The 17,459-nt window shown below is 68.6% G+C and carries 17 protein-coding genes and 1 pseudogene; 3 read left to right on the forward strand and 15 right to left on the reverse strand.

What is annotated here, in order from left to right; genetic code table 11:
• Window positions 1–43 precede the first annotated feature (43 nt).
• On the forward strand, window positions 44–607 hold the full coding sequence (locus ACWGJP_RS11650; protein WP_452329952.1) for a type IV toxin-antitoxin system AbiEi family antitoxin: 564 nt from the start codon (window positions 44–46) through the stop codon (window positions 605–607).
• Here ACWGJP_RS11650 and ACWGJP_RS11655 read toward each other — a convergent pair.
• The 11 genes from ACWGJP_RS11655 to pdxS form a co-directional block, all read right to left on the reverse strand.
• Window positions 577–2,826 carry a RelA/SpoT family protein gene (locus ACWGJP_RS11655; RefSeq protein WP_452329953.1) on the reverse strand — a complete coding sequence of 750 codons (2,250 nt, stop codon included), beginning with the start codon at window positions 2,824–2,826 and terminating at the stop codon, window positions 577–579. The genes ACWGJP_RS11650 and ACWGJP_RS11655 overlap by 31 nt on opposite strands.
• A 68-nt stretch (window positions 2,827–2,894) precedes the next feature.
• Complete coding sequence (secF, locus tag ACWGJP_RS11660; protein ID WP_452329954.1) at window positions 2,895–3,884, reverse strand: protein translocase subunit SecF; 990 nt, start codon at window positions 3,882–3,884, stop codon at window positions 2,895–2,897.
• Window positions 3,884–5,611 carry a protein translocase subunit SecD gene (secD, locus tag ACWGJP_RS11665; protein WP_452329955.1) on the reverse strand — a complete coding sequence of 576 codons (1,728 nt, stop codon included), beginning with the start codon at window positions 5,609–5,611 and terminating at the stop codon, window positions 3,884–3,886. The genes secF and secD overlap by 1 nt, the downstream gene beginning before the upstream one ends.
• A 49-nt stretch (window positions 5,612–5,660) precedes the next feature.
• The gene (locus tag ACWGJP_RS11670; RefSeq protein ID WP_452329956.1) at window positions 5,661–6,062 is read right to left on the reverse strand and encodes a preprotein translocase subunit YajC; all 402 of its coding nucleotides are present in this window, start codon (window positions 6,060–6,062) and stop codon (window positions 5,661–5,663) included.
• A 64-nt stretch (window positions 6,063–6,126) separates the two neighbouring features.
• The gene (gene ruvB / locus ACWGJP_RS11675; protein ID WP_452329957.1) at window positions 6,127–7,155 is read right to left on the reverse strand and encodes a Holliday junction branch migration DNA helicase RuvB; all 1,029 of its coding nucleotides are present in this window, start codon (window positions 7,153–7,155) and stop codon (window positions 6,127–6,129) included.
• A complete protein-coding gene (gene ruvA, locus ACWGJP_RS11680) occupies window positions 7,148–7,765 on the reverse strand; it encodes a Holliday junction branch migration protein RuvA (protein ID WP_452329958.1) in 618 nt (205 codons plus the stop codon). The genes ruvB and ruvA overlap by 8 nt, the downstream gene beginning before the upstream one ends.
• Before the next feature lie 28 nt (window positions 7,766–7,793).
• Window positions 7,794–8,357 carry a crossover junction endodeoxyribonuclease RuvC gene (gene ruvC / locus ACWGJP_RS11685; RefSeq protein WP_452329959.1) on the reverse strand — a complete coding sequence of 188 codons (564 nt, stop codon included), beginning with the start codon at window positions 8,355–8,357 and terminating at the stop codon, window positions 7,794–7,796.
• A gap of 46 nt (window positions 8,358–8,403) precedes the next feature.
• Window positions 8,404–9,162 (reverse strand): YebC/PmpR family DNA-binding transcriptional regulator, encoded by a 759-nt coding sequence (locus ACWGJP_RS11690; RefSeq protein ID WP_452329960.1) that lies wholly within the window; start codon window positions 9,160–9,162, stop codon window positions 8,404–8,406.
• Window positions 9,163–9,260: 98 nt separating this feature from the next.
• The gene (locus ACWGJP_RS11695) at window positions 9,261–10,139 is read right to left on the reverse strand and encodes a DUF402 domain-containing protein (protein WP_452329961.1); all 879 of its coding nucleotides are present in this window, start codon (window positions 10,137–10,139) and stop codon (window positions 9,261–9,263) included.
• Between the two features lie 12 nt (window positions 10,140–10,151).
• A complete protein-coding gene (gene pdxT, locus ACWGJP_RS11700; RefSeq protein ID WP_452329962.1) occupies window positions 10,152–10,763 on the reverse strand; it encodes a pyridoxal 5'-phosphate synthase glutaminase subunit PdxT in 612 nt (203 codons plus the stop codon).
• Window positions 10,753–11,649: a pyridoxal 5'-phosphate synthase lyase subunit PdxS gene (pdxS, locus tag ACWGJP_RS11705; RefSeq protein ID WP_452329963.1), complete on the reverse strand. Its 897-nt coding sequence runs from the start codon at window positions 11,647–11,649 to the stop codon at window positions 10,753–10,755. The genes pdxT and pdxS overlap by 11 nt, the downstream gene beginning before the upstream one ends.
• Before the next feature lie 82 nt (window positions 11,650–11,731).
• On the opposite strand from pdxS, the gene ACWGJP_RS11710 reads away from it, so the two are divergent.
• Both ACWGJP_RS11710 and pdxY read left to right on the forward strand, forming a co-directional pair.
• Entirely contained in the window at window positions 11,732–13,048 is a 1,317-nt protein-coding gene (locus ACWGJP_RS11710) for an aminotransferase class I/II-fold pyridoxal phosphate-dependent enzyme (RefSeq protein WP_452329964.1), read from the forward strand.
• Window positions 13,049–13,081: 33 nt separating this feature from the next.
• Window positions 13,082–13,933, forward strand: a complete 852-nt coding sequence (pdxY, locus tag ACWGJP_RS11715) for a pyridoxal kinase PdxY (protein ID WP_452329965.1) — start codon at window positions 13,082–13,084, stop codon at window positions 13,931–13,933.
• A gap of 120 nt (window positions 13,934–14,053) precedes the next feature.
• On the opposite strand, the gene ACWGJP_RS11720 is transcribed toward pdxY, so the two are convergent.
• From ACWGJP_RS11720 to ACWGJP_RS11735, 4 genes and pseudogenes are all read right to left on the reverse strand, one after another.
• The gene (locus tag ACWGJP_RS11720; protein ID WP_452329966.1) at window positions 14,054–14,626 is read right to left on the reverse strand and encodes an HIT family protein; all 573 of its coding nucleotides are present in this window, start codon (window positions 14,624–14,626) and stop codon (window positions 14,054–14,056) included.
• Window positions 14,623–16,605: a threonine--tRNA ligase gene (gene thrS, locus ACWGJP_RS11725; protein ID WP_452329967.1), complete on the reverse strand. Its 1,983-nt coding sequence runs from the start codon at window positions 16,603–16,605 to the stop codon at window positions 14,623–14,625. Before thrS ends, ACWGJP_RS11720 begins: the two co-directional genes overlap by 4 nt.
• A gap of 9 nt (window positions 16,606–16,614) precedes the next feature.
• Window positions 16,615–17,208 (reverse strand): MmyB family transcriptional regulator, encoded by a 594-nt coding sequence (locus ACWGJP_RS11730; protein ID WP_452330375.1) that lies wholly within the window; start codon window positions 17,206–17,208, stop codon window positions 16,615–16,617.
• A gap of 15 nt (window positions 17,209–17,223) precedes the next feature.
• Window positions 17,224–17,433: pseudogene (locus tag ACWGJP_RS11735) on the reverse strand (helix-turn-helix domain-containing protein); the annotation flags it as partial.
• Window positions 17,434–17,459: the final 26 nt, after the last annotated feature.

A 17,459-nucleotide genomic window follows, 5' to 3' on the forward strand; every position in this document is an offset into this window, starting at 1 on the left:
CCCTCCCGCTCCGCGGGAGGGCGTCTTCGTCCACACTGACGGGATGAGACGCGCCTTCGTCTATCTCCCCGGTTCACCCCTCTCCGGGGCGGAACTCGGCTCCTGCCGGCTCGACGGGCTGCTCGTCGAGGTCGGCGACGGCTACCTCCCGGCAGATCTTCCGGAGACGGCACCCGCCAGGGCGGCCTCGATCGCGGGGCTGCTCAGGCCCGAGCTCGCCGCAGCGGGCCCCTCGGCGGCATGGATCCACGGCGCGGGTGACCGTCCGCCGGGGCGACACCACGCGCGGCCCGCCGTGTCACGCCGCCTGCGCGCACCCTCCAGCATCCGGTTGAACGTGCACGAGTCCGCGGTCGAGGCAACGGAGCTGGTCGACATGGGCGGCATCCGAGTCACCACGCCGATCGAGACGGCCATCGACCTCGCGCGAGGCATGGGCGGCGCTGACGCGCACGCATGGCTCGCGGCCCTCGCCGTCGCCATCGGGCCAACGCTCCTGCTCTGGGCGCAGGAACGCCTGAGCATCCGGCACCGGATGCCGGGCAAGCGCGCCGCGCTGACCGCGTTGGAGCGCGCCTACGACGAGGTGACCCGGTACACGTCGTAGACGGCGTCGATGCGGCGGACGGCGTTCAGAACGCGATCGAGGTGCACCGCATCCCCCATCTCGAAGACGAACCGGCTGAGAGCGAGACGCTCATCGGTCGTCGTGACCGTCGCGGAGAGGATGTTGACGTGATGCTCGCTGAGCACGCGGGTGACATCGGAGAGCAGGCCGGAGCGGTCGAGAGCCTCGACCTGGATCTGGACGCGGAAGACGCTCTTCGTCGTCGGGGCCCATTCGACCTCGACGAAGCGGTCGCGCTCCTCCTCGCCGAGGGCTTTGACGTTCACGCAGTCCGCGCGATGCACAGAGACACCGCTGCCCCGGGTGACGAAGCCGACGATCGGGTCGCCCGGTACCGGCGTGCAGCACTTAGCCAGTTTGACCAGAATGTCGGCGGCACCGCGGACGAGGATGCCCGAATCACCCGTGCGCGGCTCGCGCATGGGCATCACGGGGATGTCGATGGCGCCTGTGGACGTATCCTCATCCGCGACGAGCGCCGTGACTTTCTCGATCACCGATTGCGTGGAGATGTGCCCCTCGCCGACGGCGGCGTAGAGTCCGGCGACATCCTCGTAGTGCAGCTGCCGTGCGAGCTCGGAGAACGACTCCTGGCTCATGAGGCGCTGCAGGGGCAGGTTCTGCCGGCGCATCGCTCTCGCGATGGCCTCCTTGCCCTGCTCGATGGCCTCCTCGCGGCGCTCCTTCGTGAACCAGCCGCGGATCTTGTTGCGTGCCCTGGTGCTCTTGACGAAGCCGAGCCAGTCCTGGCTCGGGCCGGCATCCGGGTTCTTCGAGGTGAAGACCTCGACCACATCACCGCTGTTGAGGACGGACTCGAGCGGCACGAGCCGACCGTTGACCTTGGCCCCCATCGTGCGGTGACCGATCTCGGTGTGCACGGCGTAGGCGAAGTCGACCGGGGTGGCACCGGCCGGCAGCCCGATGACGCGTCCCTTCGGCGTGAAGACGTAGACCTCCTTCGCGCCGATCTCGAACCGGAGCGAATCGAGGAACTCGCCGGGGTCGGCCGTCTCGGCCTGCCAGTCGGAGATGTGCGCGAGCCACGCCATGTCGGTGTCGGAGGCGCGCATCTCGGCCTTGCCGCCGTTCATGCGCTCCTTGTACATCCAGTGCGCTGCGACACCGAACTCCGCCTGCTGGTGCATCTCGTGCGTGCGGATCTGGATCTCCACCGTCCGCCCGCTCGGGCCGATGACCGTGGTGTGCAGCGACTGGTACAGGTTGAACTTCGGCGTGGCGATGTAGTCCTTGAACCGCCCCGGCAACGGCGTCCACCGTGCATGGATCGCGCCGAGCACGGCGTAGCAGTCCCGCACGGACGCCACGAGCACACGGATGCCGATGAGGTCGTAGATGTCGTCGAACTCGCGGCCGCGCACGACCATCTTCTGGTAGACGGAGTAGAGCTGCTTCGGGCGGCCGCCGACCTTGCCGCGGATGCGCAGGTCTCGCAGATCCTCGTCGATCGCATCCACGACCTGCTGCAGGTACTTCTCGCGCTGCGGGGTGCGCTGCGCGATGAGGCTGTTGATCTCCGCGTAGATCTTCGGATGCAGCACCGCGAAGGACAGATCCTCGAGCTCGGACTTGATCGCCTGGATACCGAGCCGGTGCGCGAGCGGCGCGTAGATCTCGAGCGTCTCCTTGGCCTTCTTCGCCGCCTTCTCCGGCGGGACGAAGCCCCAGGTGCGCGCGTTGTGCAACCGGTCGGCGAGTTTGATGAGGAGGACGCGGATGTCCTTGGACATCGCCACGATCATCTTGCGCACCGTCTCGGCCTGGGCGCTCTCGCCGTACTTGACCTTGTCGAGCTTCGTGACGCCGTCCACGAGCATGGCGACCTCGTCGCCGAACTCCTCGGTCAGCTCGCTGAGCGCGTAGCCGGTGTCCTCCACGGTGTCGTGCAGGAGGGCCGCGGCGATCGCCCTCGGCCCGAGCCCCAGATCTGCGAGGATCTCGGCCACGGCGAGCGGGTGCGTGATGTACGGCTCACCGCTCTGGCGCTTCTGCCCGGCGTGCTTCTCCTTGGCGACCGCGTACGCGCGGTCGATGATCGCGAGGTCGCCCTTGGGATGGTTGGCCCTGACGGCCCTGGTCAGGTTGCCGAGGTCGTCGACGCGAGGCGCGCGCGAGAAGATGCGGGGCACGAGTCGTCTCAGACTCGACCCCTGCGTCTGCGTGTTCGCCTCCGCCATCGGCTACCTCCTGGGCTCTGCAATCCTACGCTCACGCGGGGAGGGCGGCCCCGCGTGAGCGACGTCCGTCACGCCGCGGAGACGGTGCGTTCCCTGGATTCCAGGATCCGCGCGTCGCGCTCGGCGATCTGCGGCTCCTTCTCGCGGAACAGCGAGTACAGGGGCGCGGCGACGAAGAGCGTGGAGTACGTGGCGACGAGGATGCCGACGAAGATCGACAGCGAGATGTCCGTGAGGGTCTCAGCGCCCAGCCAGAACGCGCCGATGAAGAGGATCGCTCCCACCGGGAGCGCCGCGACGATCGACGTGTTGATCGAGCGCACCAGCGTCTGGTTCACGGCGAGGTTCACGGACTCGCCGAACAAGCGGGAGGTCTTCTCGCCGTCCTCCGCGGTGTTCTCACGGATCTTGTCGAACACGACGGTCGTGTCGTAGAGCGAATAGGCGAGGATCGTCAGGAAGCCGATCACGGCGGCGGGCGAGATCTCGAACCCGGCCAGGGAGTACACGCCCACCGTGATCACGAGCACATCGAGGAGGCCGATGATGGCCGCCGCGGACATCTTCCAGGTGCGGAAGTAGATCGCGAGGATGAGGAAGGTCAGAGCGAGGAAGATCGCCAGGCCCCAGAGCGACTGCCGCGTGACGTTCTCACCCCATGCAGGGCCGATGAACGACGAGGTCACCGCCTCGGTCGAGACGCCGAACTCCTCGGCCAGTGCCGCGGAGACCTGCTGGGTCTGGGCGTCGTCGAGCTGATCGGTCTGCACGCGGATGTCCGAGCCGTTGACCGTGACGACCTTGGTCGTCGCGTCCGGCACGACGGAGCGCACGGCATCCGTCGCCTTGGACTGCTCCGTGCTGCTCGGTGCAGCGACGGTGAACTGCGATCCGCCGGTGAATTCGATGGAGAACTGCGGCGGCTTGACGAACAGGATGAGCGCAGAGCCGACGACCAGCGCGATGGCGAGGATGAACCACAGGCGTCGGCGTGCGACGAAGGGGAAGGAGGTCTTCCCGGTGTAGAGGTTGTTGCCGAACTCGTTCATGGAGAACATCAGTCGTCGCTCCCGTTCGTGGTGTCCGTCGTTCGTGCGGACAGCGACTCCGCCTTCTTGCGCTCGGCGATCGTCTGTCGCCGATCGGCCTCGGCCCTCGCTCTCGTGTTGCGCGCAGCGCGACCGGTGCTCACGGTCTCCACCTCGCGGAACTGGGCCCTCGTGCGGTACACGGCGCCGAGCGACTCCGGGTCGAGGCCGGAGAGCCGGTGCCCTCCCCCGAAGAACTTCGTCCGCGCCAGCAGCTGCATGACGGGGTGCGTGAAGATCACGAAGATGAACACGTCGATGATCGTCGTGAGCCCGAGGGTGAACGCGAAGCCCTTCACCGTGGCATCGGCGAGGATGTACAGCACGACGGCCGCGAGGATGTTGATCGACTTCGAGATGTAGATCGTGCGCTTCGCACGACCCCAGCCGTCCTCGACCGCCGCGGTGATCGACTTGCCGTCGCGCAGCTCGTCTCGGATGCGCTCGAAGTAGACGATGAAGGAGTCCGCGGTGAAGCCGATGGACACGATGAGACCCGCAACGCCGGCGAGCGACAGACGGTAGCCGAGACGCCAGGCGAGGATGCAGATGATGATGTACGTCAGCACCGCCATCACCCCGATCGAGGCGATGATCACCCAGCCGAGGGCACGGTAGCTGAACAGCGAGTACAGCGCGACGAGGGCCAGACCGATGAGGCCGGCGATGAGACCGATCTGCAGCTGCTGCGTTCCGAGAGTCGCGGAGATGGTGTCCGAGCTCTCCACGGTGAAGCTCAGCGGCAGTGCGCCGTACTTCAGCTGGTCTGCGAGCGTCGTCGCCGTCTCCTGCGTGAAGCTGCCCGAGATGCTGGGCTGCCCGTTCGTGATGACGCCGTTCATCTGCGGTGCGGAGATGACAGAGCCGTCGAGCACGAAGGCGAACTGATCGCGCGGGCTGAGGCCGGAGAGCTGGTTCTGGTAGAGCCGCTGGCTGACCTTGCCGAAGATCTCGGTGCCCTCGTCGTTGAAGTCGAGGTTGACGACCCAGGCGCCGTTCTGCTGGTCGCGACCGCTGGTCGCATCGTCGATCGAGTCGCCGGTCAGCTCGACCGGGCCGAGCAGGTACTTCACCGTGTTCGTCGGGTCGCAGGCGATGAGCGGCTGATCGGACGGCGCGTTGGCCGGGTCCGTGGCGGGGTCCGCACAGTCGAACGCGAGGAACTCTGCCTGGAGCTTCTCAGTGATCCACGCGAGGTCGCTGCCGTCGGTCGGCTCAGGAGTCGGAACAGCGTTCGCGGTCTCGGCCGGGGCGGGATACGGCGTCGCGTTGCCGTCCTCGCCGACGAAGCTCGTCGCCGCCTCGGTCGCGGCGATCACCGAACGCAGCTCGAGCTGAGCGCTCGCCTGGATGCGGTCGCGGGTCGCCTGATCGGCAGCACCGGGGATCTGCACGACGATGTTGCGACCGCCCTCGGTCGTGATGTCCGCCTCGGCGACGCCGGAGGCGTCCACGCGCTGGCGGATGATCGCGGCGGCCTGATCGAGCTGTTCGGCCGTGGGGTCGGCTCCGTCCTCGGTCTGCGCGCTGAGGATGATCTGGGTGCCGCCCTGGAGGTCGAGCGCGAGCTCTGGCGTCCAGGAGCTCTTCTGGAAGCCGTACACGCCCAGCGCGTTGATGCCGAAGAGGGCGGCCGTCACCAGGAGCAGGCCGAGGAGGACCCGCCAGGCGTGGCGGGTCGGAGTGGATGAAGCCACGTGTGTCGCGCTTTCTAGGAGGCCGGCAGGCGGTGGAGCGTGAAGAAGCTTACTTGTCGTCGGCGTCGCGCTCGAGACGGGCGCGCGTCTCCTCCGGCGTCTCGACGGCGACGAAGGAGGCGTCCTCGGCGGCGGCCTCGACCTCGTCGTCCGCGTCGGTCTCGGCCTCAGCGGCCTCGACCTCGGGCTCGACGACGCGCAGGATGGCCTGGCTGTGCACCTCGACGACGGCGCCGGGGGCCAGCTCGATCTGGGCGGGCTTGTCGAGGTCTTCGGGGTCGAACGACACGACCGTGCCGTACAGGCCGCCCTGGAGCAGCACCTTCGCACCCGGGATGGTCTTGGCGGCCTTCTCCTCACGCTCCGCGGCGAGCTGCTTGTTGCGCTTGCGGGTGTTGATGAACATGAACACGAGCAGGACCGCAAGGAGGCCGAAGAGCAGAATTTCCATGAAGGAGCCTTTCCGGGGCACGCATCGCAGCGCGCAAAGAGGGTTCGGGGGAAGTCTTCAGTGATTATAGGTCATCGAACAATGCGGCCCCCTCGGGGTGCGCGACGCCGAGGTGCGCGTATGCCTCGGGGGTCGCGACCCTGCCGCGAGGCGTCCTGCCCAGGAACCCGATGCGAACGAGGTAAGGCTCGACGACGCTCTCCACCGTCTCCGCCTCCTCGCCTACGGCGACGGCGAGGGTGCTGAGCCCCACCGGACCGCCGCGGAATCGCCGTACGAGGGTGTCCAGCACAGCCCGGTCGAGGCGGTCGAGACCGATGGGATCGACGTCGTAGAGCTCGAGAGCGGCACGCACGTCCGCGACCGAGGCGGCGTCCCTCGCACCGTGCACGAGCGCGTAGTCGCGAACGCGGCGCAGCAGGCGGTTGGCGATGCGAGGCGTGCCGCGCGAGCGTCGTGCGATCTCGGCACGTGCGTCTGTCGGGAGCTGGACGCCGAGGACGAGCGCCGAGCGGGCGATGACCTGCTCGAGATCGCCGTCGTCGTAGAACTCGAGGTGGCCGGTGAATCCGAAGCGATCGCGCAGGGGGTTCGGGAGGAGTCCCGCACGGGTGGTCGCACCGACGAGGGTGAACGGTGCGAGATCGAGCGGGATGCTCGTGGCGCCGGCGCCCTTGCCCACCATGATGTCGATGCGGAAGTCCTCCATCGCGAGATAGAGCATCTCCTCGGCGGAGCGCGCCATCCGGTGGATCTCATCGATGAAGAGCACCTCGCCGGGGACGAGGCTGGACAGCAGCGCGGCGAGATCGCCGGCGTGCTGGATGGCCGGTCCGCTGGAGAGACGCAGAGGGCGCTCGCTCTCGTGCGCGACGATCATCGCCAGCGTCGTCTTGCCGAGACCGGGAGGACCTGCGAGCAGGATGTGGTCCGCAGGACGCTGCTGGATGCGCGCGGCTTCGAGCAGCAGCTGCAGCTGTCCGCGCACCTTCGGCTGGCCGACGAACTCGCCGAGGCTGGCGGGACGCAGCGCCCCTTCGATCGCGAGCTCGGTCTCGTCGGCCGGTGCGGTCGGATCGAGGTCCTCAGCCACGCTGGCTCCCCTGGGCGGGGCCAAGCAGCGCGAGGGTCCGTCGCAGCAAGGCGGGGACGGATGCCTTCTCGGCCTCGCTCGCCTCGGCGATCGTCTGCGCGGCCGCCTCGGATGCCACCTTCTCCGACCAACCGAGGCCCACCAGCGCGGCGGAGACCTGACCTGCGATGTCTCCCGAGCCCTGCGACGACCGCGTCATCGGCGCGGCCGAGGCATGAACCTTCCCGGCGAGCTGGAGCACGATCAGTTTCGCGGTCTTCGGTCCGATCCCGCTCACCCGACGGAACGGAGCGTCGTCCTCGCCCGTCACCGCCTCCGCGATCTGATCGACGGTGAGGTGCGACAGCACACCGAGCGCGGATTTCGGACCGACGCCCGTGACGCCCAGCAGCAAGCCGAAGATCTCCAGCTCGTCCCGCTCGGCGAAACCGAAGAGCGAGAGCGCGTCCTCGCGGACGATGAGGCTCGTGTGCAGGCGAAGCTGCTCGCCCTCCCTGGCGGTGTGCGCGACATCGGCGGGAACCGCGACGGCGAAGCCCACGCCGCCCACGTCGATGACGACCTGATCCGCGGTGGCGTGCAGCACTGTGCCGTGCAGGGAGGAGATCATTGCTCCACCCTACGACGCGAGGTCGTAGTTATGTTCGAGCGACACGCTCGGCCTCAGCCCACGCCCGTTGCGCCGGAGTCAGCGCCGCACCGGCAGCCGGCCCCGAGGCGCCCCGACGCCACGCGTGACAGAGCGCGATCGCCAGCGCATCGGCGGCGTCGGCGGGCTGGGGAGGCGCGTCGAGGCGGAGGATGCGCGCGATCATCGCCTGCACCTGGCGCTTGTCCGCCGAACCGTAGCCGGTCACCGCCGCCTTGACCTCGCTCGGTGTGTGGGTCGCCGCCGGAAGACCGGCTTCGGCAGCGAGCAGCAGCGCCACGCCAGAGGCCTGAGCCGTTCCCATCACCGTGTGGCTGTTGTGCTGCGCGAAGACGCGCTCGACGGCCACGGCATCCGGCTCATGCTCCTGGATGACGGCGCGGATGCCGGAGGCCACGAGCGCCAGGCGCTCCCCGACCGGGGCATCCACGGGCGTGCGGACCACGCCGACGTGCACCAGCTTCGCGCGACGCGAGCGGTCGACATCGACGATGCCCACACCGCAGCGGGTGAGACCGGGGTCGATGCCGAGGACGCGCAGGGGGGAGGTCACTCCCCCAGGCTAAGCGGCACGGCAGGCGCGACCGCGCCGACGCGCCTTACTCGTCTTCTTCGAGCTCGGCCTGCACCTCGGCGGTGAGGTCGAAGTTGCTGAACACGTTCTGGACGTCCTCGCTGTCCTCGAGCGCATCGATCAGGCGGAACACCTTGCGCGCCGTGTCGGCGTCGATCTCGACCTTGAGGTTGGGGACGAACTCGACGTCGGCCGACTCGTACTCGATCCCGGCATCCACGAGCGCGCTGCGGACGCCGACGAGGTCGGTCGCCTCCGTGATGACTTCGAAGCCCTCGGCGTGCGGCTCGATCTCCTCGGCACCCGCCTCCAGCGCCGCCATCATGACGTCGTCCTCGGTGGTGCCCTCGGCGCTCACGACGATGACGCCCTTGCGGCTGAAGTTGTACGCCACGCTGCCAGGGTCCGCGAGGGTGCCGCCGTTGCGGCTGAGCGCGGTGCGGACCTCGGCCGCAGCACGGTTCTTGTTGTCCGTCAGACACTCGATCATCAGCGCGACGCCGTTGGGGCCGTAGCCTTCGTACATGATCGAGGTGTACTCGACGGCCTCGCCGCCGATGCCCGCTCCGCGCTTGATCGCGCGGTCGATGTTGTCCTTGGGGACGGAGGTCTTCTTCGCTTTCAGCACCGCGTCGAACAGCGTCGGGTTGCCCGCCTGATCAGGGCCGCCGAGCTTCGCCGCGACCTCGATGTTCTTGATGAGCTTGGCCCACGACTTCGCGCGCTTGGCGTCGATGGCGGCCTTCTTGTGCTTCGTGGTGGCCCACTTGGAATGCCCGGACATAGGTCTCCGCTCGTCGTATCCGCCCTGCGGCGTAGCCAGGGCGTCGTCCAGTCTAACGAAAAGCGCGGGTTCTCCGAGGCGGGCGTCTCCGCGAGAGCTCAGCCCTCGCCGCTCGTGCGGCCCGATCGTCCGCGTGCCGCCGTGATGGACGGCATGTCCGGCAGCGCGAGAGGAACGTCCATGGCGGCATCCGGCGTCCAGCGATCCCATCCCTCGTCGAGCGGCCACGCCGCATCCGCGATGAACGCGCGGGTGGCGTGATCCGCCAACGACCGTACGGCCACCGCCTGCTCCTCGCTGAAGCGTCCCTGGTGGACGGCCGCATCGAGTTCATCGGCGTCCTTGAGCCAGACGTCTTCGGCACCCCGATGCTCGGCGTCGATCCAGATGTCGAGGACGAGGTCCCTGGAGAAGATGCCGGCCGCCTCTCCCCCGACGCGGCGGTGCGGGAGCTCGAGGTTGACGTATGCGCCGTCCGGCGTCCCGTCGCTCCGGCGGAAGAACCAGACCGACCACGGCATGCCGGATGGGGCCACCCGGAGGACGCCCGGCCCCGTCCACGTCGCCTCGCGCATCACCCAGGGGACGCTGAAGCGCTCCTCCAGGGCGACCTCGCGGGTGCGGCGTCCGTCCGCGGGAGCGGACTCCAGCCTGGCCGAGCCGGAGGGGATCCAGATCACGAGCCCGCGGTCGTCGTCGCGCACGACGCGCACCGCTTCGACATGACGCGCGTAGCGCCACAGGATCGCCTCACCTGCGGCGAAACGGACCGTATCGGCATCCGTCGACGGCAGAGCCGCCGCCTCGTGAGGATCCTCGGTGACGTCGCTTTCCGGTTCTGGCGTCAGCAGGGCGATGGCCTCATCGAGGGGCAGTTCCCGCTCGGCGATGCTGCGCCACCTCTCCCCTCGACGTCCGATGAGTTCAGCCGTGCCGCCGCTCGCGCTGACGGACAGGGATCCGATGGGGTGCCGCATCCCGGCACGCTATCACCGGATGCTGTCGAGCAGCCTCTCGTGGAAGCGCGTCTCGCCGGTGATCTCGGGGTGAAAGCTCAGCCCGAGCAGATCGCCCTGGGCGACGGCCACGACCCGGCCGTCGGTGAGAGTCGCTATCGCCTGCGCACGCGGCCCGACGGACTCGATCACCGGCCCCCGGATGAACGCGGCATGCACGGGCGCAGCGCCCAGGCCGGTCACCGCCAGCTCCGCCTCGAAGGACTCCGTCTGCCGCCCGAAGGCGTTGCGGCGCACGACGACGTCGAGGCCGCCGAACGACTGCTGACCGTCGATCGCGTCGACCACCGTGTCGGCGAGCAGGATGAGCCCCGCACAGGTGCCGAGGACGGGCATCCCGTCGGCGATCGCCGCGCGGATCGGTTCCTGCAGCCCGAACGATCTGGACAGCTTGTCGATGACGCTCGATTCGCCGCCCGGGATCACGAGCCCCGAGATGCGGGCCAGCTCCTCCGGTCGCCTGATGCGGACCACCTCTGCCCCGAGACCGCGCAGTACCGCCTCGTGCTCGCGGACGTCACCCTGCAGCGCGAGGACGCCGACGGTCGGCGCCGCCGACGACCTCGAGCCGCTGCTACCAGCCACGCTCGGCAAGACGATGCGGTGCGGGGAGGTCCGAGACATTGATGCCGACCATGGCCTCGCCGAGGCCTCGGGACACCTCGGCGATCACGCTCGGGTCGTCGTAGAAGGTCGTCGCCTTCACGATCGCCTTGGCGCGCTCCGCCGGGTTTCCGGACTTGAAGATGCCGGATCCGACGAACACGCCGTCCGCGCCGAGCTGCATCATCATGGCGGCATCCGCCGGTGTCGCGACGCCGCCCGCGACGAAGAGCACGACGGGCAGCTTGCCCGTCTCTGCGATCTCGGCGACGAGCTCGTACGGCGCCTGCAGCTCCTTCGCCGCAACGAACAGCTCGTCCTTGGGCAGAGCCGTCAGCGCGGCGATCTCGCCCCTGATCTTGCGGATGTGCTTCATCGCCTCCGAGACGTCGCCGGTGCCTGCTTCGCCCTTCGAGCGGATCATGGCCGCGCCCTCGTTGATCCGGCGAAGCGCCTCACCGAGGTTCGTCGCGCCGCACACGAACGGCACGGAGAACCCGAACTTGTCGATGTGGTTCACGTAGTCGGCCGGCGAGAGCACCTCCGACTCGTCGATGTAGTCGACGCCGAGCTCCTGCAGCACCTGCGCCTCGACGAAGTGCCCGATGCGTGCCTTCGCCATCACCGGGATCGAGACCGCCTCGATGATGCTGTCGATCATGTCCGGGTCGCTCATCCGCGAGACGCCGCCCTGCGCGCGGATGTCCGCGGGAACCCGCTCGAGGGCCATGACGGCCACCGCGCCCGCGTCCTCCGCGATCTTCGCCTGCTCGGCGGTGACGACGTCCATGATGACGCCGCCCTTCAGCATCTCGGCCAGGCCGCGCTTGACGCGACCCGTCCCGGTGACGACGGTGGAATCAGGCATCGGGATCCTCCAACAGGTCATTGCGATGATTGATCTATGCCAAAACATAGCACTGTCGCAGAACGAACTAGACTCGATGACGATGAGTGACACGACCGAGATCACCGGCACCACCGCCGCCGAGATCGCGGACAGCGTGCGCGGGCTCCACGACCGCGGGGTCCTGAGCCCCGGCGAGGCGCTCCCGCCGGTGCGCGAGCTGGCCGCGCACCTCGGTGTGAACCGCAACACGGCGGTGGCGGCCTACCGGCTGCTCGCCCAGGCGGGGCTCGTCGTCACGCGCGGTCGGGCGGGCACGATCGTCAGCGGTCAGGCGCAGACCCCGCAGGACGGCTACGACCCACACACCGTGCTGCGCGATGTGGGCACCGGCAACCCCGATCCGGCGCTCATCCCCGACCCGTCCGCCGTCCTCACCACCGTCGCCGGCCGTCCCATCCTCTACGGTGAGCCCGTCATCGACCCCGCGCTCGAGACGTGGGCTCGCGAATGGATGGAGCCCGACCTCGGGTATCCGGGTTTCCGGATCACGATCACGAGCGGCGCCGTGGATGCCGTCGAGCGACTGCTCGCCCAGGCGCTCACCCGCGACGATGCGGTCGCGCTCGAGGACCCGTGCTTCCTCGCGAGCATCCACACCGTCCGCCTCGGCGGCTATCGCGCCGTACCGGTGCCCGTGGACGCCGAGGGGATGACGGTCGACGGTCTGCGTGCCGCGCTGGAGGCGGGTGTTCGCGCGATCATCTGCACGCCTCGCGCGCAGAACCCGACCGGGGCGCGCCTCACACCGGAGAGAGCGTCGGCGCTGCGTGCGCTGCTCGCGGATCACCCGTACGTCCTGATCATCGAGGACGACCACTTCTCGATGCTGTCCCCCCACCCGTACGAGTCGCTCATCACGCCGGAGCATCGCCGCTTCGCGCTCATCCGCTCGGTGTCGAAGTTCCTCGGACCCGACATGTGCCTCGCGGTCGCCGCCACGGACCCGACGACCGCCGATCGGCTCGCCCAGCGCCTGAGTCCAGGGACGACCTGGGTGAGCCATCTGCTCCAGCGTCTCGTGCTCGGTCTCGTGACCGATCCCGTATCGCAGGAACGCATCGCCGCGGCCGGAGCGCACTACGCCCGGCGCAACGGCGCCTTCGCCGACAGGCTGCGCGAGCATGGCCTCGTCGCGACCCAGGGCGACGGCATGAACCTGTGGGTGCGGTTGCCGCTTCCCGCCTCCACCGTCTCGGAGCGTCTGATGCGGCGCGGCTGGCTCGTGCGAACCGGCGACGCCTTCCAGCTCGCCGAGAACACCGAACCGTCAAGGCACCTGCGCCTGACCGTCCACGATCTCAGCGACGACGAAGGCGATGCGTTGATCGCCGACCTCGTCGCCGCCACACGCCCCTGACCCGCCCGAATCTCCCGAACGAAGAGAGCACCCATGAAGATCCTGTCGATCCAGTCCGCCGTCGCCTACGGTCACGTCGGCAACTCCGCGGCCGTCTTCCCCCTGCAGCGCATCGGCGTGGACGTGCTGCCCGTCTATACGGTGAACTTCTCGAACCACACTGGATACGGCGCCTGGCGCGGTCCGCTGATCTCCCCAGACGACGTCCGCGAGGTCATCACCGGCATCGAGGAGCGCGGTGCTTTCGCCCGGGTCGACGCCGTGCTGTCCGGATACCAGGGCGGCGAGGGCATCGGCGACGTGATCATCGACGCCGTGGCACGGGTGAAGGCTGCGAACCCCGACGCGCTCTACGCGTGCGACCCCGTCATGGGCAACGCGAAGAGCGGATGCTTCGTCGCTCCCGCCATTCCCGAGCTGCTGAGGGAGAAGGTCGTCCCGGTCGCCGACATCATCACGCCGAACCAGTTCGAACTCGGTTTCCTCACCGGTACGGAGCCGGACAGCCTCGAGTCGACGCTCGCCTCGGTGGACGCCGCTCGGGCGATGGGACCGAACACGGTCCTCGTCACGAGCGTCGAGCGCCCCGACCGCGAGGAGGGCACGATCGAGATGCTCGCCGTCGACGACAAGGGCGCGTGGATCGTGCAGACTCCGTTCCTGCCGATGAAGGCGAACGGTTCGGGCGACGTCACCGCCGCGCTGTTCACGGCGCACTACGTCGAGACCGGCAGCGCGGCGACGGCGCTGGAGCGCACGGCATCGAGCGTCTTCGACCTGCTGAAGCTGACGCTGGATTCCGGGGAGCGCGAGCTGCAGCTCATCGAGGCGCAGGAGTCCTACGCCCACCCGCAGCTGCAGTTCACCGCGCGACAGGTGCGCTGAACGGCGGACGCTCGGGGTCCTTGGTCAAACAGAGTCCGCGCCCGCGAGAGTGGTCGCGGCGATGGTCCCTGCACCGTCGCCGCGATCGCTTCGACCGGAGTCCCGCCGACCGACTCCTTGCTACGAATCCGTGCGCGGGGGCCACGCGCCCGCCACGGCCTCCCGCACCTCGCCGAGAAGCTGCGGCAAGGCCTTCGTCTTGGCGATGATCGGGAAGAAGTTCGCATCGGACGACCAGCGCGGCACGATGTGCTGATGCAGATGCGCATCGACGCCCGCGCCGGCGACGGCGCCCTGATTCATGCCCAGGTTGAATCCATCGCAGTTCGAGACGCTGCGAAGCACTCGCATGCCGATCTGCGTGAGCGCGCCGATCTCGGCGACCTCCTCCGGCGTCGCCTGGTCGTACGTCGCGATATGGCGGTACGGGCAGACGAGCAGATGACCCGAGTTGTACGGGAAGAGGTTCAACAGCACGTACGCCGTCTCGCCTCGGGCGACGATCAGCCGATCGGCATCCGGATGCTTCGGCGCCTCGCAGAACGGGCACTCCTCGCGCAGCGGTTCAGGACCCGCCTGGATGTAGGCCATCCGGTGCGGGGTCCACAGCCTCTGGAACTCGTCGGGCACGCCGGCGAGGTGCGCGGCATCCTCAGGGCTGACGCCCTCGGGTGCCGCGGGGCCTTGGGTCACGCCAGATCCCCCGCCTTCAGCACGAGCGCGTGCGATGCGACGGCGGCGCGGATGCGGGCGATCGCGTCGGCGACGGGCACGCCGTTCTCCTGCGTGCCGTCACGGAACCGGAAGGACACGGTGCCTGCTTCCTTGTCCTGCTCCCCCGCGATGAGGATGAGCGGCACCTTAGCGGTGGTGTGGTTGCGGATCTTCTTCTGCATGCGATCGTCGGAGTGATCGACCTCGGCACGCACGCCCTCGGCGCGCAGCTGCGCCACGACGTCTCCGAGGTAGTCCGCGTATTGCTCGGCGACGGGCACGGCCACGACCTGCGACGGTGCCAGCCAGAGCGGGAAATCGCCCGCGTAGTGCTCGAGGAGGATCGCGAAGAAGCGCTCGACGGAGCCGAGCAGGGCGCGATGGATCATCACCGGACGATGCTTCTGGCCGTCGGAGCCGGTGTACTCCAACTCGAAGCGGTCCGGCTGGTTGAAGTCCAGCTGGATCGTCGACATCTGCCAGGTGCGACCGATCGCGTCCCGCGCCTGCACCGAGATCTTCGGGCCGTAGAACGCCGCCCCGCCTGGATCGGCGACGAGTTCCAGACCGGAGGCGACCGCCACCTCGCGCAGCGTGTCGATCGCCGTGGACCACTGCTCCGGCTCGCCGAGGAACTTCGGATTCCCCTCCTCGTTCGTGGACAGCTCCAGGTAGAAATCGTTCAGGCCGTAGTCGCGGAGGAGGTCCAGCACGAGGTTGAGGTTGGTGGTCAGCTCCTCCTTGACCTGGTCCTGGGCGACGTAGATGTGGGCGTCGTCCTGGGTCAGGCCGCGAACACGGGTGAGCCCGGAGAGCGTCCCGCTCTTCTCGTATCGGTAGACCGTGCCGAACTCGGCCAGGCGCAGCGGAAGCTCGCGGTACGAGCGTCCGCGCGAGCGGTAGATGAGGTTGTGGAACGGGCAGTTCATGGGCTTCAGGTAATAGTCCTGGCCCTGGCGGGTGACATTGCCCTCGTCGTCGACGATCTCGTCGAGATGCATCGGGGGGAACATGCCGTCGGCGTACGTCTGCAGGTGGCCGGAGGTCGCGAAGAGGTCCTTCTTCGTGATGTGCGGGCTGTTGACGAGCTCGTAGCCGTTGCGCAGGAGGTGCTTGCGCAGGTTCTCCTCGATCTCGTAGCGGATGATGCCGCCCTTGGGGTGGAAGACCGCGAGCCCTGACCCGATCTCGTCGGGGAAGGAGAACAGATCCATCTCCGCTCCGAGCTTGCGGTGGTCGCGGCGCTCCGCCTCGGCGAGGCGTTCCTGGTAGGCGCGCAGCTCGTCCTTCGTCGGCCATGCGGTGCCGTAGATGCGCTGCAGCTGCGGGTTCTTCTCGCTGCCGCGCCAATACGCCGCAGCGACGCGGGTGAGGTCCCAGCCGTTGCCGACCATGCGCGTCGAAGGCACGTGCGGTCCGCGGCAGAGGTCCTTCCAGGCGACCTCGCCGTCGCGGGTGACGTTGTCGTAGATCGTCAGCTCGCCGGCGCCGACCTCGACGGAGGCTCCTTCGGCGGCATCCGCGCCAGAGCCCGGCCCGCCGGCGAGATCGATGAGCTCGAGCTTGAACGGCTCGTTCGCGAGCTCCTGCCTCGCCTCGTCGGCCGAGACGACACGACGCGTGAAGCGCTGGCCCTCGCGGACGATGCGCTGCATCTCCTTCGAGATGGCCTTCAGATCCTCAGGGGTGAACGGGTTCTCCACACCGAAGTCGTAGTAGAAGCCATCGGTGATGAACGGCCCGATGCCGAGGTTCGATGCCGGATGCAGCCGCTGCACGGCCTGTGCGAGCACGTGCGCCGTGGAGTGGCGCAGGATGTTCAGGCCGTCGGCGCTGTCGATCGTGACCGGCTCGGTGGTCTGCGTCTCGGTGACCTCGGTGGCGAGGTCCTTGAGTTCGCCGTCGACGCGCAGGGCGACGACGTTCCGGTCGGGGTACAGATCGAATCCAGTGGTCACCGCACCATCTTAGTTGCGCGCGGAGAAGCGCTCCGAACCCACGACGCCGAGCAGTCGGACCTGCTCCGCAGCGGTGGCGTCGGCCGCGGTCAGCACGAGCAGTGCCTGGGACTGATCCTCCGTGAAGAGCACCTGGCAGTCCAGCTCGATCGGCCCGATGTCCGGATGGATGAGCACCTTGTGGTCCTCGAAGCGCCGCGCCACCTCCTGGCGCTCCCACAGCTCGGCGAACTCCTGGCTCTCCACCAGGAGCGCACGCACGAGCGCGCCTGCTCGCGAGCGGGGGCCCTGGATGCCGTACGCCACGCGCAGGTTCGCGACGAGAGCCCTGGACTGACGGGCGCGATCGTGTTGCGGGTAGAGGTCTCGCGCGCCGTCGATGCGGAACCAGCGGTAGACGTCGCTGCGGGCATGGCCGTCGAGCGCTGCGGGATCGCCGAAGAGTGCGATAGCGAGTCGGTTCGCGACGAGTGCCTCGCCGATGTCGGAGAGGATCAGCGCCGGCGTGTCCTCGAGGCGGTCGAGCACGCGCATCAGGGCCGGAGCGACGTGCGGCGAGGCATCCGTCCTCGTCGGCGCACTGTGACCCGCGAGACGGAACACATAGTCCCGTTCATCGGCGGTGAGGCGCAGCGAGCGAGACAGCGCAGACAGCATCTGCGTGCTGGGCTGCGGACCCCGCGCCTGTTCGAGACGGGTGTAGTAGTCCACCGACATGCCGGTCAGCTGCGCGACCTCCTCGCGGCGCAGGCCTGGCGCGCGTCTGCGCGGTCCCGGCGTGAGTCCGACGTCCTGCGGGCGCAGCCCTTCGCGACGTCGACGCAGGAAATCGGCGAGCTCTGATCTCTACATGA

Source organism: Microbacterium sp. NPDC055903 (genome assembly GCF_053615555.1).

Bases quoted from the DNA above. Each gene is read 5' to 3' on its own strand.
- ACWGJP_RS11670 (WP_452329956.1), bottom strand. From the start codon at position 6,062: ATGGAAATTCTGCTCTTCGGCCTCCTTGCGGTCCTGCTCGTGTTCATG.
- ACWGJP_RS11655 (WP_452329953.1), bottom strand. From the start codon at position 2,826: ATGGCGGAGGCGAACACGCAGACGCAGGGGTCGAGTCTGAGACGACTC.
- pdxY (WP_452329965.1), top strand. From the start codon at position 13,082: ATGAAGATCCTGTCGATCCAGTCCGCCGTCGCCTACGGTCACGTCGGC.
- pdxS (WP_452329963.1), bottom strand. From the start codon at position 11,649: ATGCCTGATTCCACCGTCGTCACCGGGACGGGTCGCGTCAAGCGCGGC.
- ACWGJP_RS11690 (WP_452329960.1), bottom strand. From the start codon at position 9,162: ATGTCCGGGCATTCCAAGTGGGCCACCACGAAGCACAAGAAGGCCGCC.
- ruvA (WP_452329958.1), bottom strand. From the start codon at position 7,765: ATGATCTCCTCCCTGCACGGCACAGTGCTGCACGCCACCGCGGATCAG.
- secF (WP_452329954.1), bottom strand. From the start codon at position 3,884: ATGTTCTCCATGAACGAGTTCGGCAACAACCTCTACACCGGGAAGACC.
- ACWGJP_RS11650 (WP_452329952.1), top strand. From the start codon at position 44: ATGAGACGCGCCTTCGTCTATCTCCCCGGTTCACCCCTCTCCGGGGCG.
- ACWGJP_RS11695 (WP_452329961.1), bottom strand. From the start codon at position 10,139: ATGCGGCACCCCATCGGATCCCTGTCCGTCAGCGCGAGCGGCGGCACG.
- ACWGJP_RS11710 (WP_452329964.1), top strand. From the start codon at position 11,732: ATGAGTGACACGACCGAGATCACCGGCACCACCGCCGCCGAGATCGCG.